At 32.4% G+C, this 21,720-nt stretch carries 20 protein-coding genes; 15 read left to right on the top strand and 5 right to left on the bottom strand.

All coding sequences use genetic code 11. From position 1 onward, the window contains the following. Positions 1 to 7 precede the first annotated feature (7 nt). Positions 8 to 1,051, top strand: coding sequence for a hypothetical protein (locus tag QMG60_RS11840; protein ID WP_281865019.1), 1,044 nt, complete (start codon positions 8 to 10; stop codon positions 1,049 to 1,051). Positions 1,052 to 1,125: 74 nt separating this feature from the next. Here QMG60_RS11840 and QMG60_RS11835 read toward each other — a convergent pair whose 3' ends face one another. Beyond that, entirely contained in the window at positions 1,126 to 2,175 is a 1,050-nt protein-coding gene (locus QMG60_RS11835; RefSeq protein WP_281865018.1) for a HAMP domain-containing sensor histidine kinase, read from the bottom strand. 159 nt (positions 2,176 to 2,334) lie between these two features. Here QMG60_RS11835 and rlmD point away from each other — a divergent pair, with 159 nt between their 5' ends. From rlmD to QMG60_RS11820, 3 genes are read left to right on the top strand one after another with little or no spacing between them, the layout of a single operon-like run. Continuing rightward, on the top strand, positions 2,335 to 3,747 hold the full coding sequence (rlmD, locus tag QMG60_RS11830) for a 23S rRNA (uracil(1939)-C(5))-methyltransferase RlmD (RefSeq protein ID WP_281865017.1): 1,413 nt from the start codon (positions 2,335 to 2,337) through the stop codon (positions 3,745 to 3,747). Between the two features lie 9 nt (positions 3,748 to 3,756). Further along, on the top strand, positions 3,757 to 4,293 hold the full coding sequence (locus QMG60_RS11825) for a DUF6452 family protein (RefSeq protein WP_057118664.1): 537 nt from the start codon (positions 3,757 to 3,759) through the stop codon (positions 4,291 to 4,293). Next, positions 4,265 to 5,083, top strand: coding sequence for a DUF6048 family protein (locus tag QMG60_RS11820; RefSeq protein ID WP_057118665.1), 819 nt, complete (start codon positions 4,265 to 4,267; stop codon positions 5,081 to 5,083). The genes QMG60_RS11825 and QMG60_RS11820 overlap by 29 nt, the downstream gene beginning before the upstream one ends. Positions 5,084 to 5,223: 140 nt before the next feature. Here QMG60_RS11820 and QMG60_RS11815 read toward each other — a convergent pair whose 3' ends face one another. After that, positions 5,224 to 5,460, bottom strand: coding sequence for a hypothetical protein (locus QMG60_RS11815; protein ID WP_057118667.1), 237 nt, complete (start codon positions 5,458 to 5,460; stop codon positions 5,224 to 5,226). A 164-nt stretch (positions 5,461 to 5,624) separates the two neighbouring features. Then, complete coding sequence (locus tag QMG60_RS11810; protein ID WP_281865016.1) at positions 5,625 to 6,788, bottom strand: THUMP domain-containing protein; 1,164 nt, start codon at positions 6,786 to 6,788, stop codon at positions 5,625 to 5,627. Positions 6,789 to 6,946: 158 nt separating this feature from the next. On the opposite strand from QMG60_RS11810, the gene QMG60_RS11805 reads away from it, so the two are divergent. Continuing rightward, entirely contained in the window at positions 6,947 to 7,711 is a 765-nt protein-coding gene (locus tag QMG60_RS11805) for a class I SAM-dependent methyltransferase (protein WP_057118671.1), read from the top strand. Positions 7,712 to 7,792: 81 nt separating this feature from the next. Beyond that, complete coding sequence (locus tag QMG60_RS11800; RefSeq protein ID WP_281865015.1) at positions 7,793 to 8,461, top strand: ZIP family metal transporter; 669 nt, start codon at positions 7,793 to 7,795, stop codon at positions 8,459 to 8,461. 80 nt (positions 8,462 to 8,541) lie between these two features. On the opposite strand, the gene QMG60_RS11795 is transcribed toward QMG60_RS11800, so the two are convergent. Both QMG60_RS11795 and QMG60_RS11790 read right to left on the bottom strand, forming a co-directional pair. Beyond that, on the bottom strand, positions 8,542 to 10,929 hold the full coding sequence (locus tag QMG60_RS11795) for an outer membrane beta-barrel family protein (RefSeq protein WP_281865014.1): 2,388 nt from the start codon (positions 10,927 to 10,929) through the stop codon (positions 8,542 to 8,544). 154 nt (positions 10,930 to 11,083) lie between these two features. Continuing rightward, positions 11,084 to 12,220, bottom strand: coding sequence for a helix-turn-helix transcriptional regulator (locus QMG60_RS11790; RefSeq protein ID WP_281865013.1), 1,137 nt, complete (start codon positions 12,218 to 12,220; stop codon positions 11,084 to 11,086). A 169-nt stretch (positions 12,221 to 12,389) separates the two neighbouring features. On the opposite strand from QMG60_RS11790, the gene murQ reads away from it, so the two are divergent. The 9 genes from murQ to QMG60_RS11745 all read left to right on the top strand — a co-directional run bounded on the left by murQ (position 12,390) and on the right by QMG60_RS11745 (position 21,679). Continuing rightward, positions 12,390 to 13,202, top strand: coding sequence for an N-acetylmuramic acid 6-phosphate etherase (murQ, locus tag QMG60_RS11785; RefSeq protein ID WP_281865012.1), 813 nt, complete (start codon positions 12,390 to 12,392; stop codon positions 13,200 to 13,202). 175 nt (positions 13,203 to 13,377) lie between these two features. Continuing rightward, a complete protein-coding gene (locus QMG60_RS11780; RefSeq protein ID WP_281865011.1) occupies positions 13,378 to 13,599 on the top strand; it encodes a DUF6095 family protein in 222 nt (73 codons plus the stop codon). Positions 13,600 to 13,683: 84 nt separating this feature from the next. Next, positions 13,684 to 14,256 (top strand): pentapeptide repeat-containing protein, encoded by a 573-nt coding sequence (locus QMG60_RS11775; protein ID WP_281865010.1) that lies wholly within the window; start codon positions 13,684 to 13,686, stop codon positions 14,254 to 14,256. Positions 14,257 to 14,373: 117 nt separating this feature from the next. Continuing rightward, a complete protein-coding gene (locus QMG60_RS11770; RefSeq protein ID WP_281865009.1) occupies positions 14,374 to 14,952 on the top strand; it encodes a DUF1572 family protein in 579 nt (192 codons plus the stop codon). A gap of 85 nt (positions 14,953 to 15,037) precedes the next feature. Beyond that, positions 15,038 to 15,409, top strand: a complete 372-nt coding sequence (locus tag QMG60_RS11765; protein WP_057118688.1) for a hypothetical protein — start codon at positions 15,038 to 15,040, stop codon at positions 15,407 to 15,409. A 226-nt stretch (positions 15,410 to 15,635) separates the two neighbouring features. Next, a complete protein-coding gene (locus QMG60_RS11760; RefSeq protein WP_281865008.1) occupies positions 15,636 to 17,555 on the top strand; it encodes a DUF294 nucleotidyltransferase-like domain-containing protein in 1,920 nt (639 codons plus the stop codon). Between the two features lie 2 nt (positions 17,556 to 17,557). Then, on the top strand, positions 17,558 to 18,187 hold the full coding sequence (locus tag QMG60_RS11755; protein ID WP_281865007.1) for a 3'-5' exonuclease: 630 nt from the start codon (positions 17,558 to 17,560) through the stop codon (positions 18,185 to 18,187). 161 nt (positions 18,188 to 18,348) lie between these two features. Next, the gene (locus QMG60_RS11750) at positions 18,349 to 19,827 is read left to right on the top strand and encodes a hypothetical protein (protein ID WP_281865006.1); all 1,479 of its coding nucleotides are present in this window, start codon (positions 18,349 to 18,351) and stop codon (positions 19,825 to 19,827) included. 67 nt (positions 19,828 to 19,894) lie between these two features. After that, a complete protein-coding gene (locus QMG60_RS11745; protein WP_281865005.1) occupies positions 19,895 to 21,679 on the top strand; it encodes a cytochrome c peroxidase in 1,785 nt (594 codons plus the stop codon). The last annotated feature ends 41 nt before the right edge of the window (positions 21,680 to 21,720 follow it).

Genomic DNA, 21,720 nt, shown 5'->3' with positions numbered 1-21,720 from the left:
CAAAGCCATGAAAAAAATTAGTTTATTAGCCCTTACCATTTGTTTAATTTTTACTGCATGTAACGCTGATGAAAACATCATTGTAAAAAACAACAAAGTAGAAAATGATTTGGTTACAAAAAATGAAGACTCTAAAAACTTAGAAAAACTGTACAATGAAATTATTGAACTTTCAATGAGTAACACAGAATGTACAGGAGAATGGGAATTTGTTGCCATAGGATCAAAACCTTGCGGAGGACCCGAAAAATATATCCCATATTCCTTGAAGATTAATTTGACCAATTTTCTTGCAAAGGTCAATACCTACAACTTACAACAGAAAGATTTTAACGAGAAATGGAACATCACTTCAACTTGTGTTGTAACCCCTAAACCTATTTCTGTAAACTGTATGAATGGCAAGCCAACGTTGCTATACGAATCTGACAAATTTGAAGAAGAACAAAATCTTAAAAAAATGTATAATGAGATTATTACACTTTCAAAAAATAGTGACTCATGCACAGGAAACTGGCATTTTACTGCAATAGGATCGAAACCTTGTGGAGGTCCTGAAGGTTATATCCCTTATTCATTACAAATTAACACTACTGATTTCCTTGCTAAAGTAAATATATACAACAGCACTAAAATGGCATTCAATGATAAGTGGAAAATTACTTCATCATGTGAAATTGCTCCAAAACCTGAATCTGCTAAATGTATTAATGGCAAAGCAACATTATTATACGAATCTGATAGAGATACAGAAAAACAAAATCTACAAAAAATGTATGATGAAATTATTGCACTTTCCAGCTCTTCAACATCATGTGATGGAGATTGGAATTTTACAGCAATAGGATCGAAACCTTATGGAGGACCAGAAAAGTATATTCCTTACTCTTTGCAAATTAACACTGTCGAATTTTTAAATAAAGTTAATTTTTACAACATTGCGGAAATGGAATTTAATGAGAAATGGAATATTTTTTCAAATTGTGATTTCGTTACAAAACCAAAATCGGTTGTTTGCGTAAACGGAAAAGCGACATTAGTATATAACTAATATTAAAACACTTAGTATTGATAATCATTCAAAAAAACAAAAGGTAATTAAGATTTATGTCTTAATTACCTTTTTTATATATCAAATTCAATTCTAAATTCGGCTCCTCTGTTCTTGCCGTCGCTAGAAGCTGTCAATCGGCCTTTGTTGCGTTCTATTATTTTCTTGCATAAGTACAAACCAATTCCCGTTGAACCTTCATTAGCAGTTCCTAGTCGGCTCATTTTGGTAAACTTTTTAAACAATTCCTCAATCTGATTTTTATCGAAACCAATTCCAGAATCTTTTACCGTTAAAATCAATTTGGAATCTTCTGAAAAAATTCTCACTTTGATTTCACTGTCAAAATAAGAAAATTTCACGGCATTGCTGATTAAATTCACTAAAACCTGAGTCAAAAGACCTTCGTCAATTTTAAGTTTCGCTTCAACACATTCTAAGATTAAATTCAATTTTATCTTTTTATCAAATAAACGCTGTTCTACCTGTTCATTAATAAAAGGAAGGATATTAGGAAACAAAATCGTTTTTGTATCTGAAGTTACTTTTACAACCTGATCCTGCTCGTTTAATAGCTTAATAAAATTATCAATATATCTAAATTGAAGATTAGTTGACTCACAGATTAATTCTGCAAGGTTTTTAACTGATTCTGATGGATTTTCGCTTATAATTAATTGAGCCAAACCCTGCGGATTTCCAGCAAAATTCTTTAAATCATGCGAAAGCATATAAACTAAATCTTGTTTTTCATTAATAAAACTCTCGGCTTCGTAAATCGATTCTTGAATATTGCATAAAAGGAGTCCAGCTTCATCTGTATATTCTGTCGGCAAAACAGACAATTTTCTCAAGTTTCGGTAATCATCTAATGCTTTTGATGCAGTTGCAATAGGTTTAATTAACTTATTTAAAACTAAAAGTGTTATCGCCGTTGCCAGCAAAGTCATTATTAAAGAAAAAACGAGAATTGAAGTTGGAGAAATACTGTACTTAAAATACAATACAAAAAATAATATTCCGATTAAAGGAATATGAATCCCTATAAAAGCAACAAATAAAAATTTGAATGCATAACTTTTTTTCAGAAAGCTGATTTGTGAGAGCGCGTGATACAACTTCATAAAAAGAGGACAATATGGTAGGTTGAAATTCTAATTTTATTAGGATTATTATGCAAACAAAATTAGCTTTTAAAGTTTACTAAACTAATTTTTTGAAGAATTTCTAAAATATTTTTAAAATTAAATTTGTAAAAGTTTTCAAAGGCTTATTTTTGCGCTATGGGAAGAAAAAATACAGACAAAGTTGTCTTTCATCAAATTCAAGTTCTTGATGCCGGTGCAAAAGGAGTTTCGGTTGCCAAAGCACCTGACGGAAAAGTAATCTTTATTCCGAATGTGGTACCTGGAGATGTAGTTGACGTGCAGACATTTAAAAAAAGAAAGGCGTATTACGAAGGTAAAGCCGTAAAATTTCACGAATTATCTGATTATAGAGTAGAACCAATTTGTGAGCATTTTGGAGTATGCGGAGGCTGTAAATGGCAAAATATGAAGTATAGCCAGCAGCTTGCATTTAAACAAAATGAAGTTAAAAATCATTTACAAAGAATAGGAAAAATTGAACTTCCGGAATTTGAAACTATTTTAGGTTCTGAGAAACAGTTTTTCTATAGAAATAAAATGGAATTTTCTTTTTCTAACAGCCGCTGGCTTACAGAAAAAGAAATTGGAAGTACAGAAGATTTAGGAAATAGAAATGCATTAGGATTTCATATTCCGAAAATGTGGGACAAAATTCTAGACATTAATAAATGTCATTTACAAGAGGATCCTTCAAATGCAATTCGTAACGAAATTCGTGCATTTGCAAACGAACATAATTTAGCGTTTTTTAATCCGAGAGAGCATTCTGGATTATTGAGAACCGTAATGATTCGTACCGTTTCGACAGGAGAAATCATGGTTTTAATTCAGTTTTTTGAAGAAGACAAAGAAAACAGAGAGTTAATTCTAGATCATTTATACGAGAAATTCCCTCAAATTACTTCATTACAATATGTTGTAAACGGAAAACCAAATGATACTATCTACGATCAGGATGTTGTTCTTTATAAAGGAAGAAATTACATTCTAGAAGAAATGGAAGGTTTGAAATTTAGCATCAACGCTAAATCTTTCTATCAAACTAACTCAGATCAAGCGTACGAATTATATAAAATAACTCGTGATTTTGCTGATCTTACTGGAAATGAAATCGTTTATGATTTATATACAGGAACTGGAACAATTGCTCAGTTCGTTTCTAAAAAAGCAAAAAAAGTAATCGGAGTAGAAAGTGTTCCTGAAGCTATTATTGATGCAAAAGCCAATGCAGAACGCAATAATATTACCAATTGTGAGTTTTTTGTTGGAGACATGAAAGTTGTATTTAATGAAGCTTTTATTACTCAACACGGTAAACCTGATGTAATTATTACAGATCCACCGCGCGACGGAATGCATAAAGACGTAGTAGAACAAATCTTAAAAATTGCTCCAAAAAGAGTCGTTTATGTAAGCTGTAATTCTGCAACTCAAGCTCGTGATTTGGCTTTAATGGATGAAAAATACAAAGTTACACGTGTAAGACCTGTAGATATGTTTCCGCAGACACATCATGTTGAAAATGTTGTACTTTTAGAACTTCGATAGAAAATATACATGAAAAAATTACTCTCTATTTTGCTGCTCTTTACTTTTGGCTTATCAAGCTGCGAGAAAGATGATATCTGCGATGCAAACACACCAACTACACCTAGATTGATAATTACATTCTATGATATTGCCAATCCTACCAAAACTAGGAATGTCAATAATTTAAAAGTAATTGGCGAAGGAATGACCGAAGGAATCGTTTTTAACGAAAATGGCACAGATGAGACTAAATATCTAACTAGCGGAAGTACGGTTGCAATTCCTTTAAAAGTTAATGACGGTACGGTTACCTATAAATTTATTTATAATGCTGCCAGTACAAACCCAACATCAATTAATACTGATGTATTAACTATAAATTACACCAGTCAAAATGTATACGTGTCTAGAGCATGTGGTTTTAAAACTATTTTTGCTTTAAAACCTGTTGATCCTTTTCTTCGCACAGATCCAGATGGAGATACCGTTTGGATGACTGATGTACAATTAAAAAACCCTAACATTGAATCTGAAAATGAAACACACATTGAAGTTTATTTCTAGTATTTTTTTATTCTTTTCAGTGTTTTTAGGGCAAGCTCAAGACACGCCAGAAATATCACCAAATAAAAAAGATACTATTGTAAAACCCAAAACTGTAACTAGTAAACCACCAGTTCAGAAAGCTGAGGTAAAAAAAGACAGTGTCGTCAAAACAGATCGTTACGGTCTTCGTGTTGGTGTAGATTTGTACAAACTTACCCGCGGTCTTTATGACAAAGATTATAAAGGAGTAGAATTTGTTGGTGATTGGAGATTAACCAAAAAATACTATCTGGCTGCAGAATTGGGTTATGAAAATAAAACAACAGATGATGACAGATTAAATTCATCGGCTGCTGGAACTTATGTAAAAGCTGGGTTTGATTATAATTTCTATGAAAACTGGCTTGACATGGAAAACTTAATCACAATTGGACTTCGAGGCGGTTTTAGTACTTTTAGCCAGGATTTAAACAGCTATAAAATTTACAATCCTAATCCGTATTGGGGTGAACTGCCTGCTATAACAACAGACCAAAAATACAGCGGACTTACAGCGACATGGCTGGAAGTAGCAATGGGATTAAAAGCAGAAGTTTTTGATAATGTATTCGTTGGTTTTGGCGTTCAGCTGAAACTTTTGGCTACCAATAAAAAACCCAGCGGATTTGATAATCTTTATATCCCAGGTTTCAACAGAACTTACGATGGAAGTTTTGGAGTTGGCTTTAATTATACTGTTTCTTATTTTATTCCAATTTACAAGAAAAAGGTAGTGGTGCCAGAGATTAAGGAAGCTCCTAAAAAATAAGATGAGGTTCTAAGGCACTAAGGTTCTGAGATACTAAGTTTTATTATACAATATAAAAAAAGCCGTCAATTCAAAAATTGACGGCTTTTTTATGCTTTATAAATACTAAGAAACTTAACTGCTTAGAATCTTAGTAACTTCTACTCTATTTCTTTAATTCCTTTCACGAAAATCCATTTCATAAAAAGTTTTTCTCCATCTTTCGTTTTTACTGCCTGAAATTTTGGTCCAATAATGGTAGCCACCACAAAAGCAGTCAACGGAATCCAAATTCCTGTCAACCCTGTATATGATGCAATTACAAATCTCAACAATAGAAATAAAATTGCGAAACTTCCTAATTGATATAAAAAAGCTCTTAATTGTAGTTTTGTCATTTTTTTCTTTTTAAAGGTTCAAAGCAACAAAGGTTCAGAGGAACAAAGTTTTTTTCTCTCGAAACTTTTGCACATTTGTTATTTCATTTATTGGATTAATTATTATCAAGATTCAACGCTGCATAGATTCTTCTTTGCACCTTTGTACCTTTGCGCCTTTGTAACTATTCAGAAACCTGAAATTTCGTTCTCTTACTTCCCTCGTACATTTCGTATTTAACCAAACGTGCTTCTAGACTCGCATTAAAAAGTTTTATTTTTCTTGAAGGTTTTAAACCTACAAATTTCAACGCATCTAAATTTGCTGTAATAAACCAAGCATCGGTTCCTGGATAATTTTTCTTTAGTGTATCACCAATACTGCTGTAAAATCTTTCCATTTGAATATCTAAACGTTCGTCATACGGCGGATTGAAAACCATATGGAGTTTTCCTTCGGTTTCTTTTTCGGTATCAAAAAAGTTATCTTCACGAATAGTTACATAATCCTCTAAATTGGCATTTCGAATATTGTCTTTCGCTTTGCTTACGGCACTTGGCGCTTTGTCAAAACCTTTAATAGTGTAATGAAACTCTTTTGTTTTTTTCATTAAACTATTTATAATTTGATCGAATAAATCATTATCCCAATCTTTCCATTTTTCAAAAGCAAATTCCTTTCTATTGATATTTGCAGGAATATTGCAGGCGATCATTGCGGCTTCCGCCAAAAAAGTTCCAGATCCGCACATTGGATCCAAAAAGTGACCTTGGCCTTCCCAGCCAGATAATAATAAAATCCCGGCAGCCAAAACTTCATTAATAGGAGCAATATTCGTAGCTGTTCTATAGCCACGCTGATGCAGTGAATTTCCAGAAGTATCTAAAGATACCGAAACCTGATCTTTATCTATGTGAACATTTATACGTAAATCTGGATATTGCTTATCGATACTTGGACGTTGTCCTGTTCTTTCTCTAAACTGATCGACAATTGCATCTTTACATTTCTGAGAAACAAATTCAGAATGATTGAAATATGTAGAATGTACCGTTGTATCTATTACAAAAGTCTGGTTTGCATTTAAATATTTAGACCAGTTTAAACCAGAAATCCCTTTGTATAATGCCTGCTCGTTATTAGCTCTAAAAGAGTAAATTGGTTTTAAGATTTTAAGAGCAGTACGCAAAGATAAATTGGCTTTGTACATAAAACCTTTATCTCCTTTAAAACTTACCATTCTCACTCCTTTTTCAACATCCTGAGCTCCAAGTGTACGTAATTCTTTTTCTAATATTTCTTCAAAGCCAAAAAAACATTTGGCAATCATTTTAAAATTTTCTTCCATCTTTTCTTTTAAATTAAAAAAAACTAAAGTTTATAAAGATGCACTACATTGCATCTGTACATAATAGCAAGGATTATCGAGGTATCGCTGCTAAATAGTTATTTTTCGGCAAAAATACACTAAATTTGCGGGACTTTGAATTAATTGAAATAGAATAAATGTCTGAAAAGCATAACGCATCAATCCCAAATCAAGAAGATGACAACCAAAATTGGTATTCTTCGTGGTTTGACACTCCTTACTATCACATTCTTTATAAGGATCGCAACTATCGTGAAGCTCAGGTTTTCATGGACAACTTAACGCATTATCTTAATTTGCCCGAAAAAGCAAAAGTGCTTGACTTGGCATGCGGAAAAGGACGCCATTCTATTTATTTAAATCAGTTAGGTTATGATGTCTTAGGTGCCGATTTATCTGAAAACAGCATTGCAGAAGCCAGTAAAAACAGTAACGAAACCCTGCATTTTAAAGTGCATGACATGCGCGAGCCTTTTGAAGAAAAGTTCGATGCTATCTTTAACTTGTTTACAAGCTTTGGTTATTTTGAAAACGATGAAGACAATCTGACTACTTTAAAAGCCATAAAAGAAAGTTTATCAGAATATGGTTTTGCCGTTATTGACTTTATGAATGTTACTCAGGTAATTGAAACTCTGGTTCCTCAAGAAGTTAAAACAGTTGACGAAATTGATTTCCATATCAAAAGATATGTTGAAGACGGACACATTTTTAAAGAAATTGATTTTGAAGATCAAGGCAGAAAATATCATTTTACCGAAAAAGTAAAAGCGCTGACATTAAAAGATTTTCAAGATTTAATGGACGAAGCTGGCATTTATCTTTTGGATATTTTTGGAGATTACAAACTCAAAAAATTCCACAAAACCGAAAGCGAAAGATTAATCATGATTTTTAAGTAAATTGGTTAATCGTTTAATTGTTTAACCGTTTAATCGGTAAGCAAAAAACGATTATACGAATCAACGATTAAACAAATACAAATGAACTATCTACTACCCTTATTTTCTGTACTTTTAGGATATAGTGTGGCTTTGTTTATTAAACCCAATAACAAAACCAATTTAAAATTACTGCTTGCTTTTAGCGGTTCATTTTTATTGTCATTAACTGTAATGCATCTGCTGCCAGAAGTTTACAGCACTCACAATCATAAAATTGGTGTTTTTATAATGGTTGGGATTTTGTTTCAAATCATTCTAGAATTTTTCTCCAAAGGTGCAGAACACGGTCACGTTCACGGACATGCAAAAATGTCTCAGATTCCGTGGCTATTGTTTATCAGTTTGTGCATCCATGCCTTTTTAGAAGGTTTTCCAGTAAGTCATCACCACGATTTAGCACTCGGAATTGCCATTCATCATTTACCAATTGCGGTTATTTTAACGACATTTTTCATCAATGCCGATTTAAACAAAAAAGCCATTTTCGCCTTTATGCTGACTTTCGCCATTATGACGCCGCTTGGAACTGTTGCCTCTGAATATTTACCCTTTTTAAACGATTATTATACTGAAATTACAGCCATTGTAATTGGTATTTTATTCCATATTTCTTCAACAATTATCTTTGAAAGCAGCGAAGGCCATAAATTTAATATTGCCAAAGTCTCGATGATTGTTCTGGGAATTTTACTGGCATTCTTTTTATAATAAATTAATTAGAAAATGTGTCAATTAGAAAATTATCTCATTATCTAATTGACAAATTTTCTAATATCTAATTATCTAATTTAATTCCCCGTTCTCTTTTTCTCGTCCTGATTTCCGAAAGCACGTTCCTTTACATTTATTTTCTTGTTTCCAAAATTGTAAACTAAAGATAAGCGTACAAATCTATTGCTTTCATTCTGGCTGTAAACTTGTTTAACGTCATTTACAACAGAAGTAAAATCTTTTAAATAAGACATATTAAAAATATCATTGGCCAAAAATGCAATCTGCATCGTTTTATTAAACAAATCCTGTTTAAAACCAATATCAAAACTCGATGCATATCCTACTTCATACAAGCCGCTTTTAAAAGGCGAACTATAACTAAAATCAATTTGCAGTTTTGTCGTTTTGCCTAATATAAAAGTATTATTGGTAGAAAATTCAACTTGTAAACTATTTGACGGTGTCGCATTTATATTTTTGATAAACTCTGTTTTTGCTCCTAAAAAATACAAGGAATTTTCACTTGACCACCAATCTGCAAGACCAGCTGAGTAACTTTCTCCAACACCATAATTCAAGTTTTTAAAATAGTTTTCGCGCGTTACAATCTGCGTATTAGTTTCAGGATTTGATGTAAACAAAACTCCGTAACCGTTTGTAATTACATTCACAAAGACACTTGTTCTCAAAATTTCTTTATACGAATGCGCAAACTCAAAATTATCACTAAATGAAGGTTTTAAAAACGGATTTCCTTCAGAATAACTATTGCTGTTAATATAAACCTTAAACGGATTCAGTAAGTCAAAACGAGGTCTGTTGATTCGTTTTCCGTAATTTAAACTGAATGTATTATTTTCATTTCTTTTATAAGAAGTATAAAATGTTGGAAATAACTTCAAGTAATTATTTTCTGTTTCCTGATTCATCGTTTCAGAAAATCCGCTTGTTTGTGTATTCTCAAGTCTTAATCCCAATTGAAAATTCCATTTTTCATTTAACTTTTTATCACCATTAATATAAACTGCCTGATTATTTTCGGTGTATTTAAATCTGTTTGACTGCGAAGGATCCAATTCTGGATTTCCTGTAATTGTATTATAATAAAATACATCGCTGATACTATTTGTAAAACTCATCTTTGCACCATAAGATAAATTTAAAGCTTGAAGCGGATGCTCCATATCGGCCTTAAAACTCCAGTTATCAATTTCCTGATTCGATATATTTCTTCCCGATTGATTTACATCAACAAATGTCATATCTGGAGTGTAATTATTGGCGGTAAAATTTCTATCAAATTTTGAATTGTAATTAAAGTAATCCGCATCAAAAGATAATTTTCTGTTTAAAGAATCCAATTTGGTAATCAAATGCGCATTATAAGTTTGGTTTCCTGAACTTTTATCAGTGTAACTATCATTCAGCGTAACATTCTGCAGCTGATTTTGAGTATTATATTTCTCAATTCTTATATCCGATCCAAAATCTGGATTACTTCTATCATTCAAAAATTGAAAACCAACTGAAGTGCGTTCAGAAAAATCATAATCGACAGCCAATTTTCCCGAAAGATTTTCATTTTTCACTTTCGTTACACTTTTCATACTAGAAAGTCCATCAGGAAAATACATATCCAAAGCTTCATCAGCATTTTTGTAACCCGTTTTTCCGTTAATACTGGCTGCAATTCTAAACTTGTCTTTATTATAAAAGAAGTTATCTCTCAAAGTATAAATTCCGTATTTATTCTGGTCGTACGAAAGTGTTGCTGTATTTTTCCAAGAATCATGCACTCCTTTTTTCATTATAATATTAATTAATCCGCCAGTTCCTTCCGCTTCATATTTTGCTGGTGGATTACTGATAATTTCAATATTTTTAATATCATTTGCCGAAATAGATTTCAAGAAATTATTTAGTTCTTCACCCGTTAATTCGATCATTCTTCCGTCAATCATAACTCGTGAAGTTCCTTTGCCTAATATCGTAATCAGATCGTTTTTTACCACAACTCCAGGCGCTGTATTAATAGCACTCAAAGCATCACCGCCAACCGTTGTAACATTATTTTCAAGATTATAAACCAAACGATCTGTTTTCTGCTCAACAGTCTTCTTTTTAGACTGAATGACAACTTCAACTAAATTGGTTGTATTTTCTTTTAAAATGATTGTTCCTAAATTAGTATCATTTTCAATTAAAATGTCTTTTTCATAATCTGTAAATCCCAAAAGACTTATTCCAATTTTATAAGAACCTTTTTTAATATTCATTTCAAAAGTACCGTCTTGTTTGGTTGTAGTTCCATCGATAATTTTTCCTTCAGAATTTGAGATGGAAACATCTGCCCATTCTAATGAAGTTGTTTCGCTGGATATTTTTCCTTTTAATTTAAAAGATGATTGTGCTAAACAAAATAGAGGAAATAATAAGAAGATTAAAAGGTTTGCTTTTTTCATGATTTCTAATTTTTAAACTTGTTCGATTAATTTGAAGCAAAGTTGCCTTAGAAATTTTCAGAATTCGACCGACAAAAAAAAGTCGAACCAATTTCTGCAGTAGAAATTGGTTCGACTTTATAAGACTGAAGTACGACTTTTTACAAACCTCTTATTATGAAGCGTTTCGGTAAGCCGTAGGCGTTACGTTTGTATATTTTTTAAAAGAAGTATTAAACGAAGATTTGGAGTTAAAACCTACTTCGTATAAAATTTCTAACACAGTAAGCTGGCTTTTAGACTGATCTTTTAAAATATTCATGGCTTTTTGAATGCGATATTCATTCACAAAATCAAAAAAATGCTGATTGATATGATGATTAATCAAAATTGATAAATCCCTTACAGGCATATTAATTTGATTTCCTAATTCCTGTATTGTAAGTGAAGGATCTAAAAAAGGTTCTTTTTCGATCATATATTGTTTCAACGCTGCAATTTGATTATTAATTAAATCGTTTTGAGCATTTACCGATTCTGGTTTTTCTTCCACTTCTGGCAGAATGTCTTTTGTAAGTTTTAATTTAGAATTAACTCCTCTAAAAAGCTCTGGATGATTCAATGCTTTCATTATAAACCAACAAGTTATAAACAAAGCGATTGTTCCGACTAGTACATTTGCCCAAAGAAAAACTTCTCTAAAACCGCTGTAACGTATTATATTTTTTAATGCCACGATAGAGTGTGCAGCAAGAAAAACACATGTCATTTGAAAAAGCCATTTATAAGTTGAAGTACTCGGATTGGCGTAATTTTCTAAGTAAATTTCTCTATACTTCTTTAAAATTAAAAATACATTGATCATGTAAAAAGCATATTGAAATTCAATTAAAATCTGAATAAAGTAAATTTCAGACATTTGATTGAGTGTGCTGGCAAAACTTCCTTCATCGATTGGAATATAGATTCGTGGAATAAAGATCAAATTGGTAACAATAAAAGGAATTAGGTGAACTAAATGTTTCCATTTTAATCTAAAATCAGAATAACAAACAGCCAATACATATAAATAAAATAGAGGCATTCCCAACAAACAAGCTGTTGATCTAAAAATCTCCAGATTTCTATGATCTTCCGTATATAAATACATAAAGAATCCGCTGAGATCGATAGCTGAGAAAATAAAAAAGAAAGCAAACAGACGGTTGGCTAATTTATTTTCGGTTTTAACCGTTAATAAAAAAAACGCAAGTAATAAAGAAACGAAAACTGAAATCCGGGCTATATTCTGCAGTAAATCTAACTTATCCATTGAATCTTTTAATATAGAACAAATATAATATTTTAGTTGGTGTAACAACGCTTGAGAAAAACAGTCCTTATAAATAAAAAATAGAAGAAAAAAAAGATTTATAAATCTTTGAGACTTTGCGAGATTGCAATAAAAAATATTAATTTTGACCTGTCTAAATAACACTCAAATGACATTTACGAAAACTACTGAACTAGCATCAAAGTATGAACATTTAGAAAAAATGTCTGTTCATGAATTGTTATCCAATATTAACCAAGAAGACAAAACTGTTCCTTATGCAGTTGAAAAAGCTTTACCGCAAATAGAAGCTTTAATTCCGCAAATAGTCGCTAAATTAAAATTAGGAGGCAGATTGTTTTATATCGGAGCAGGAACTTCTGGCCGACTTGGTGTTGTTGATGCTTCAGAATGTCCGCCAACATTTGGTGTTCCTTTTGATTTGGTGAATGGTATAATTGCAGGCGGTGATACAGCTATAAGACGTGCTGTAGAAAATGCTGAAGACAGCACTACAAATGCTTGGATTGATCTTCAAAATCATAATATTGATTCTAATGATGTTGTAATTGGTATTGCAGCTTCTGGTACAACTCCTTATGTAATAAGCGGTTTAAAAGCTTGTAATCAAAACAATATTGTAACAGGATGCATAACATGTAACGCGGGAAGTCCGCTGGCATTGACTGCACAATTCCCTATTGAAGTAGTTGTTGGTCCAGAATTTATTACCGGAAGTTCTCGAATGAAAGCCGGAACCGCACAAAAATTGGTTCTTAACATGATTTCGACTGCAGCGATGATTCAGCTTGGAAAAGTGAGAGGCAACAAAATGGTCGATATGCAGTTAAGTAATATTAAACTGGTTGATCGAGGTGTTAAAATGATTATGGACGAAATTCCTGTTTCTTACGAAGAAGCTTCAGAATTATTAAAAAAATACGGCAGCGTAAGAAATGCTGTTGACAATTATAATAAGTAAATAGGTTTACTTTAATTTAACCGCAAAATTCGCAAAGTTTTTTTTGTTTGCAATGCTTTGTATAAAGCACAAAGACAGCAAAGCTTTATCTAAAAAACTTTGCGAACTTTGCGTAAATCTTAGCGCACTTTGCGGTTAAATGTAAGTTCAACAACCTGAAACAAAAAGCAAACAAATGTCTACAAATAAAGAATTGCTAAGAAAAGGAGTTAAATACTTAACAGGCGCTCTGCCTTTGATGTTTCTTGGGCCGTCAATGATTTATAATGCTTTTATGAATCAGCATACGAACTGGCACTATCTAGTTTTAGGAATTGGAATTGTAGCTTGTTTGAGTTCGATGCTTTTGATCTTTCTTGGATTGAAAATTATTATGAAAGGTATATTTAATGACTAAATAATCTCCTCCATAGACCTGACAGGTTTTTAAAACCTGTCAGGTCTACTCATCTCTAAAATATAAATCTTTATCCAAATAAAAATGGAAGGCATAATTCACATTCAGAAAACATTCGAGAAAGTTGTTTACATCGACAAAAAAATAAACAATCGAGAGTTTGAAGATTGTATTTTTAAAAATTGTGACTTTTCGAACAGCAATTTCTCCAACAATACTTTTTTAGACTGCGAATTTATTGACTGCAATCTTTCTATGACAAGTTTGGCAGGAACGAGTTTAAAAAATGTGACTTTTAAAAACTGTAAACTTTTAGGAATTGCTTTTAATGAATGTGATGATTTTTTGTTCCAAGTTTATTATGAAGAATGTACTTTAGATTATGCCTTATTTTCGAATAAAAAAATGCCTAAAACAAAGTTCATCAATTCGTCTGTACGCGAAGTAACTTTTATTGGAACCAATTTAACGAGTTCTGTTTTTGATAATTGTAACCTTGACGGTGCTATTTTTAATGAAACGCAATTAGCGGGAGTTAATTTTAAAACCGCATACAATTATAAAATAGATCCCGAATTTAATCCGATGCGAAAAGCACAATTTTCTAACGATGGAATTGTTGGATTGTTAGATAAATACGATATTAAGATTGTCTAATTCTATGAAGATGCCTCAGAGAGGCACAATATTTACAGATACAATATTTTAGTAAAGTTCAAAGCTCCATCGGAGCGACATATTTTAATTCTCTGATCAATTTAAAAATATTATTATATGAGTGTCGCCGATCAATCCTATTTAGAAAATGTAAAAAAGCAATTTTTATATTATAAAATGCTGGGAGAAAAAGCAATGGACCAATTACAGCCAGAACAGCTTTTTGTTGCCATTAATGAAGACACGAACAGCATTGCCACAATTGTAAAACACATTTCTGGTAATATGCTTTCGCGCTGGACTGACTTCCTTACTACAGATGGCGAAAAAGAATGGCGAAATCGTGACGCCGAATTTGAAAATGATTTACAATCGAAAGAACAAGTTTTAGAAATTTGGAACAAAGGCTGGAATGTTTTTCTTGAAACGCTGAATAGTCTAAACCCAGAACATCTTTCAACTATTATCTATATCCGAAATGAAGGTCATACAGTTATAGAAGCCATAAACCGCCAATTGGCACATTATCCGTATCATGTTGGACAGATTGTTTTTTATGCGAAACAATTGAAAAACAGCGAATGGAATAGTTTATCGATTCCGAAGAATAAATCGGGAAATTACAATGCCGAAAAGTTTGCCAAAGAAAAAGAAATTAAGAACTTTACCGATGACGAATTAAAAAGATTAAAATGATAAAAGCTATAAGCTTTAGGCTATAAGCAAAACTGCTTATTAAGTAAAGCTTAAAGCCTATTGCCTAAAGCTTAAAGCATAAAAAATGAAAAAAATTATATTCTTATTCCCTTTTCTGGCTTTAGTTTCTTGTTATAATGCAGAACACAATTGCAAGGATTTTAAAACTGGAAAATTCAAATTTGAGTTTGAAGTAAATGGTGTTAAAAAAACAACTTATTTTGAACGTAAAGATGATATCGAAATTGAAACTTTTGAGGGAAAAACTGATACTGCGACAATACGCTGGGTAAGTGACTGCGAGTATGTGCTGCAAAAGAAACATCCGAAAAATATGGCTGAAGAAAAAGCAATCAGCATGAAGATTTTAAATACTTCTAAAGATTCTTATACATTTGAATTTGGTTTAGTTGGTTCTGAAGAAAAACAACGAGGCAAAGTCTATAAAGTTGATTAAACTTTCGTTCTAGAATATTTAAAGCTCCAATCTTGGGGCTTTTTACTTTTAATCCGTTAAAATACTGTGTGGAGCTACTTGTGGAGATACCTCGTTCCTCGGGATGACAAAACTGTGAAGAAAACCTTTGTCCCTTTGTCCCTCTGTTTCTTTGCAACTCAAAAAACAAAAATGTTTCTTTTACATTTCTATTTTAAATAGTATTTTAGAACTCTAATCTAACCACATGAAAAATACCATTTCGCAGAGAGTTGCTGACTTTTTAAAAGGATATCCGCCGTTTAATTTTTTGCATCAGAGAGATTTAGAAAAACTGTCTGAACAAATTTCTATTATCTATAAAGAAAAAGATGCTGTAATTTTTGCTGAGAATGACAAAACTCACGACTCTTTTTATGTAGTCCATAAAGGTGCTGTTGCTTTGAAAAAAAGCACTAAAAACACCGTTTTAGACATGTGTGATGAAGGTGATATTTTTGGTCTTCGTCCGCTTTTAGCACAGGAAAACTATATTATGGAAGCTGTCGCGCATGAAGAAACTATTTTGTATGCCATTCCTATTGCAGTTTTTAAACCTTATGCGCTGGAGAATAGAAATATTGGTAATTTTTTGATTGAAAGTTACGCTTCAAACACCCGAAATCCGTATTCAGATATTCATAAAGATAAATTGTATGGTGATGATTCGTTAAATGAAAATCTTCATTCCAGCAATCATTCTTTTGATTTAGCTCCAATAAAATACTCTAAAAAAATTGTTACCTGCAGTCCGTCCACAACGGTAAAAGATATTGCCAAAATCATGGGCAAGAAAAAAGTGGGCGCTATTTTGATTGTAGATGAAATGCTTCCTATTGGTATTTTGACAGATAAAGATCTTAGAAATAAAATTGTTACAGGAGATTTTCCAATCACTACTACAGCCGAAACTATAATGACAAAACCTGTTATTACATATCCTAAAAAAATGACGGTAACTGAGGCACAAATGGCAATGATGAAAAGTAATATCAGTCATTTATGTTTGACGAAAGACGGAACGGTAAACACAAAAGCCGTTGGAATTTTATCGAAACACGACGTGATGGTTGCACTTGGGAATAATCCGGCCGTATTGATAAAAGCGTTGAAGCGTACCAAAAAAATTAAGGAAATAAAACCTATTCGCAACCGAATCATGCAATTGCTCCAAGGTTATCTGGATCAAAATATTCCGATGACTTTGATTACCAAAATCATCACCGAACTTAATGAAGCCTGCACCACCCGTGTTATCGAAATCTGCATAGATAAAATGAGCAGTCCGCCGCCAGTAAAATTTGCGTGGCTCGCTCTTGGAAGTCAAGGAAGAGGCGAGCAAATGCTGCATACGGATCAGGATAATGCGATTGTGTATGAAAATGTAAATGAAGTTTTTAGGGATGAAACCAAAGTCTACTTTCAGAAATTTGCGGGACTTGTGAATAAAGCTCTTTTTGAAATTGGTTACGATTACTGCCCTGCCGAAATGATGGCATCTAACCCAAAATGGTGTATGAGTTTGGACGAATGGAAAGCCCAAGTACATCATTGGATTACAAATCCTGGTAAAAATGAAGTACTGCTTTCGTTTATTTTCTTTGATTATAGTAAGACTTATGGTGATTCAGAAATCGTTAATCAATTATCAGATTCTATTTTTGAAGACGTAAAAGCAAATCCGATTTTTTATATGCATCTAGTGAGTGGTGCTTTGCAAAGTCCATCTCCTACTGGTTTCTTTAGACAGTTTTTGGTGGAACAAGATGGCGCTAACAAAGATAATTTTGACATTAAACGAAGAGCTTTAATGCCCCTGACAGATGCTGCACGTGTTTTAATTTTATCACATTCGGTAAAATCAATCAGCAATACAGCAGAGCGTTTTGAAAAACTGGCAGAACTGGAACCTAATAATAGAGAATTGTACTTATCGTGTTCGTATTCGTTTAAAGCCTTATTGAAATTTAGAACCAAACAAGGTCTTTTACATCACGATTCTGGACAGTTTATTGAATTGGAATCTCTAACCAAAATGGAAAAAATTAAACTGAAACGTACTTTTAAAACCATAAAAGAACTTCAGGAATTAATTTCAGTTCGTTTTAATATTTCAAATCTGGTATAATCATGAGTTTATTCAATTTTTGGAAAAAAGAAGAAAATAATCTATTCGACGAAAATATTACAATCGAAGAAACTCGTTTTGTTGTTCTGGATACAGAAACGACTGGTTTTGATTATGAAAACGATCGAATGCTATGCATAGGCGCATTGGTTCTACAAAATGGAATTATTAATGTTCAGGACAGCTTTGAAGTATATCTTGAACAAGATCATTACGATAAATCCACCGCTCAAATTCACGGAATTTTAAAAGATTTGCTTGTCAAACGTCCAACAGAATTAGAAGCTTTGCAACAATTTTTAGACTTTTTAGGAGATTCAATAATCATTGCACATCACACTATTTTTGATGTTACGATGATTAATAAAGCTTTAGAACGAAATGGACTTCCGCATTTAACCAATAAAACTTTAGATACCGCGTATTTGTATAAAAAGACTTTAATTCAGTCGCATTTGTTCGAAAGAAAAGATCATTATACTTTGGATGATCTGGCAGATAAATTTGATATTTCAAAAAAAGACCGTCACACCGCTTTGGGCGATGCGTATATAACAGCGATTGCATTTCTTAAAATTGTCAAGAAGCTGAGAGAGAAGAAAGAAGTTAATCTAAATCAGCTTTTTAAATAGTTTTAAGTTTTTTTTATCAATCTTAAATTTACATTTAAACAGGAATATTTACCATTTAGTAATATAAGACTGATAATTATTAGCAAAAAGAAAAAATAGCCATAACATGTATTTTGTTTTTGAAAGATAGCTTTGCTCTAATCAAAAAAACAAAACAAATTATGAAAGCTAACTTCTTAAAATCAATTACTTTACTTGGAATCGCAGGTCTTTCTGTAATTTCCTGTCAAGATGATGACAAAAAATCTTCGAACGATGTAAATGCCAGTATCGATTTTACTTCTCACTCAAAAGTTCCTGCATTTGTATATGCAATGCCTGGCTTCGAAAACATAAAAATCAGTACTTTAATTGCAAGTTCAGATGTGCTTCCAGAATCTCCTTCTTTTGTTTACGGTGCCCAGCCAGATGGCGCTGGACTAATGAAAGATCCAAATGGAGATGGTTATATTATGATTACCAATCACGAAATTCTTCAATCGGTTTCGAGAGTTTATTTAGATAAAACATTCAAACCTGTAAAAGGTGATTACCTAGTTGATGGTGTTGGAGGTTTAACTCGTTTGTGTTCTGCAACTTTAGCAACTCCAGAAATTCACGGATTTGGTCCTATCTTTTTAACTGCTGGAGAAAGCGGTCAGGAAAGCATGGTTCACGGAATCAATCCGTTGGGATTATCTTCAGACAAAGCTAGAACGGATAGAGTTTTACCAGCTTTAGGAAAAGCAAGTATGGAAAACACTGTTCCATTACCAAAGGAAGCTTATCCAGGAAAAACAGTAATTCTTATCGGAGAAGATCAATCTTATGCTACTTCACATGTAAGTGCAGGACAATTGATTATGTATATGAGTACAGTTGGTGATTTGTCTAACGGAAAATTATACGCTTTAAAAAGAACAGACGGAAATCAGGTTGAGACGTCTATGACATTAAACAATTCTTATCCAGTTCAATTTGTTGAAATTCCGAATGCTAAAAACTTAACTGGAGCTGTAATTAATACAACTGTAAACGATTTAAAAGCTATTCGTTTTTCAAGAGTTGAAGATGTTGATTATAGAAAAGGAAGCGCAAGCAACAATAGAGAAATTTATTTTACAGCAACAGGTCAGGCAACTAATAACGCTCCAGTTGATGGCTACACAATGTGGGGAAGAGTTTATAAATTGAAAATGGATGCTGCAGATCCGCTTAAAGGAACTTTAGAATTAGCGGTTGAAGGTGACAGTACTCCAGGAACTGGAATTATTAATCCGGATAACTTATGTGTTACTGAAAACTTCGTATACATTCAAGAAGATGGTGACAGCTATTATGCTGATGCTAAACACGATTCGTACATCTGGCAGTATAATATTGCTACAAAACAAAATAAAGCGTGGTTAAACATGAACCACAAAAGAACTGATGTAGCTTGGAATACTTTATACAACCAGACTGGAGAAATGAGATTTGGAAGCTGGGAATTTGGAGCAATGCAAGATATTTCAGACATCATTGGTGTTCCAGATACTTTCACAGTAAACGTTCATCCTCATACTTGGCAGAGTGATGCTTTTAAAAATGCTGACGGCTCAGGAACTCAAACCAATAAAGAGGGCGGGCAAACTGTAATTATTAGAAACGTACAGCGATAATAATTTCATTCAAAATCATAAAGCAACCCTTATTTTTGATAAGGGTTGTTTCTACTACAGTACTATTATGAAATTAAACCATTTTTCATTTCTGGTTATAACACTTTGTTTGTTGTTTTCATGCCAAAAGAATGAAGATCCTAAATCATCTATTAAACAAGATTTACTAATTGATTTAACCAAATTAGACAACGAAATCATTCATTTTCAAAAGCTTGTAAATGACAATTCATCTCAAAAAGAGATTGTACAGCAATTTAAAAAGTCTCGTCTTCTTTATAAAAAAGTGGAATGGGAAGTTGAATATTTCATTCCGGAAACGGCAAGATTTATGAATGGCCCAGCTTTGGATGAAATGGAATTGGAAGAAAACAGATCTTTTGAACCACACGGTTTTCAGGTTATAGAAGAAATGATTTATCCTGAATACAATAAAGAAAGTAGAGAAGATTTAATTAGAGAATTGAATATCTTTCAATCGAATATCAAACAGCTCAAAAGTACTTTTGAGGTTATTACGATTAGTGATGATTATATTTTAGATGCTATTCAGCAAAATGTATTTCGTGTTATTGCTTTAGGAATTACTGGTTTTGATAGTCCGATTTTGCAATCTTCAATTCTTGAAGCTGGACAAAGTTTAATTGTGATTCCAGAATCGTTGGAAAAAATTAATGCTAATAATAAATCATTAACAGAATTAAAAAAATTGGTATCTAAAGCGCAAAAGTATTGCCAAGAAAACAACAATTTCAATGCTTTTAACCGAGCTGTTTTTATAAGCGAATATTTGAATCCGATTTCAAAAAATTTAAAAGCATTTCAAAAAGAAGAGCATATTAAAAACGTAAAAAAAAGCAGTCCGCTAAAACCAACAATTGAAACTTTATTTGACAAAGATGCTTTTGATGTAAATGCTTTTGTACTTTCGGAAGAATATAATTTTACGAAGGACAAATCAATTCTGGGAGAAAAACTGTTTTATGATAAAAGCCTTTCTAAAAATAATGATCGAAGCTGTGCTTCTTGTCATCATCCTGAAAAAGCATTTACAGATGGACTAAAAACAAATCTATCTTTAACAGGTTCAAATCTAGCCCGAAACACTCCTACTCTAACTTATGCTTCTTTACAAAATGCTCAATTTTGGGACATGCGTCAGTTAGATTTAGAAAAGCAGAGTGTTGATGTTATTCAGAATAAAGACGAAATGCATGGTTCTATGGATAACATTCATGCCAAAATTCTCTTAGATCAAGAGTATATAAAAGTCTTCAAAAAAGCCTATCCCAAAACTTTAAAACCAGAAGCCTGGCAGATTCAAAATGCAATTGCGAGTTATATTCGTTCTTTAAATGCCTTTGACTCCAGATTTGATAAATACATGAGGGGAAATAAAAACAGCCTTAATAATCAAGAAATTGAAGGAATGAATCTTTTTATGGGAAAAGCAAAATGTGCCACCTGTCATTTTACGCCTTTGTTTAATGGAACAGTTCCGCCAAGTTATTCAAAAACAGAACATGAAGTTATTGGAACTCCAAATGAAGCATCAGGCAGAACTTTGAGTCCAGATAAAGGCCGTTATTTATACAATAAAATGCCCCAATTGGTTGGTGCGTTTAAAACTCCAACCGTTCGAAATGCAGCAGTTACCGCTCCGTACATGCACAATGGAGTTTTTAAAACACTCGAAGAAGTGGTTTCTTTTTACAATAAAGGCGGCGGACAAGGTTTAGGTTATGAAGTAGCAAACCAAACTTTGCCGTTTGATAAACTGAATTTAACCGTAAAAGAAGAACATGCTCTTGTTGCTTTTATGAAAACGCTTACAGATAAAAAATACCAATAAAACCAATAATAACTTCCAGATTAACAAAAACGCCGAAAATA

Origin of the sequence: Flavobacterium sp. GSB-24 (genome assembly GCF_027924665.1) — a bacterium.
GTDB lineage: Bacteria > Bacteroidota > Bacteroidia > Flavobacteriales > Flavobacteriaceae > Flavobacterium.
Note: the sequence above shows the minus strand (reverse complement) of the source record. Positions and strands in the feature narration are given on the sequence as shown.

Bases quoted from the DNA above. Each gene is read 5' to 3' on its own strand.
- QMG60_RS11825 (WP_057118664.1), top strand. From the start codon at position 3,757: ATGAAAAAATTACTCTCTATTTTGCTGCTCTTTACTTTTGGCTTATCA.
- QMG60_RS11835 (WP_281865018.1), bottom strand. From the start codon at position 2,175: ATGAAGTTGTATCACGCGCTCTCACAAATCAGCTTTCTGAAAAAAAGT.
- QMG60_RS11760 (WP_281865008.1), top strand. From the start codon at position 15,636: ATGAAAAATACCATTTCGCAGAGAGTTGCTGACTTTTTAAAAGGATAT.
- QMG60_RS11770 (WP_281865009.1), top strand. From the start codon at position 14,374: ATGAGTGTCGCCGATCAATCCTATTTAGAAAATGTAAAAAAGCAATTT.
- QMG60_RS11805 (WP_057118671.1), top strand. From the start codon at position 6,947: ATGTCTGAAAAGCATAACGCATCAATCCCAAATCAAGAAGATGACAAC.
- QMG60_RS11755 (WP_281865007.1), top strand. From the start codon at position 17,558: ATGAGTTTATTCAATTTTTGGAAAAAAGAAGAAAATAATCTATTCGAC.
- QMG60_RS11765 (WP_057118688.1), top strand. From the start codon at position 15,038: ATGAAAAAAATTATATTCTTATTCCCTTTTCTGGCTTTAGTTTCTTGT.
- QMG60_RS11775 (WP_281865010.1), top strand. From the start codon at position 13,684: ATGGAAGGCATAATTCACATTCAGAAAACATTCGAGAAAGTTGTTTAC.
- QMG60_RS11820 (WP_057118665.1), top strand. From the start codon at position 4,265: ATGAAACACACATTGAAGTTTATTTCTAGTATTTTTTTATTCTTTTCA.
- QMG60_RS11795 (WP_281865014.1), bottom strand. From the start codon at position 10,929: ATGAAAAAAGCAAACCTTTTAATCTTCTTATTATTTCCTCTATTTTGT.
- QMG60_RS11815 (WP_057118667.1), bottom strand. From the start codon at position 5,460: ATGACAAAACTACAATTAAGAGCTTTTTTATATCAATTAGGAAGTTTC.
- QMG60_RS11790 (WP_281865013.1), bottom strand. From the start codon at position 12,220: ATGGATAAGTTAGATTTACTGCAGAATATAGCCCGGATTTCAGTTTTC.
- QMG60_RS11750 (WP_281865006.1), top strand. From the start codon at position 18,349: ATGAAAGCTAACTTCTTAAAATCAATTACTTTACTTGGAATCGCAGGT.
- QMG60_RS11810 (WP_281865016.1), bottom strand. From the start codon at position 6,788: ATGGAAGAAAATTTTAAAATGATTGCCAAATGTTTTTTTGGCTTTGAA.
- QMG60_RS11780 (WP_281865011.1), top strand. From the start codon at position 13,378: ATGTCTACAAATAAAGAATTGCTAAGAAAAGGAGTTAAATACTTAACA.
- murQ (WP_281865012.1), top strand. From the start codon at position 12,390: ATGACATTTACGAAAACTACTGAACTAGCATCAAAGTATGAACATTTA.
- QMG60_RS11745 (WP_281865005.1), top strand. From the start codon at position 19,895: ATGAAATTAAACCATTTTTCATTTCTGGTTATAACACTTTGTTTGTTG.
- rlmD (WP_281865017.1), top strand. From the start codon at position 2,335: ATGGGAAGAAAAAATACAGACAAAGTTGTCTTTCATCAAATTCAAGTT.
- QMG60_RS11840 (WP_281865019.1), top strand. From the start codon at position 8: ATGAAAAAAATTAGTTTATTAGCCCTTACCATTTGTTTAATTTTTACT.
- QMG60_RS11800 (WP_281865015.1), top strand. From the start codon at position 7,793: ATGAACTATCTACTACCCTTATTTTCTGTACTTTTAGGATATAGTGTG.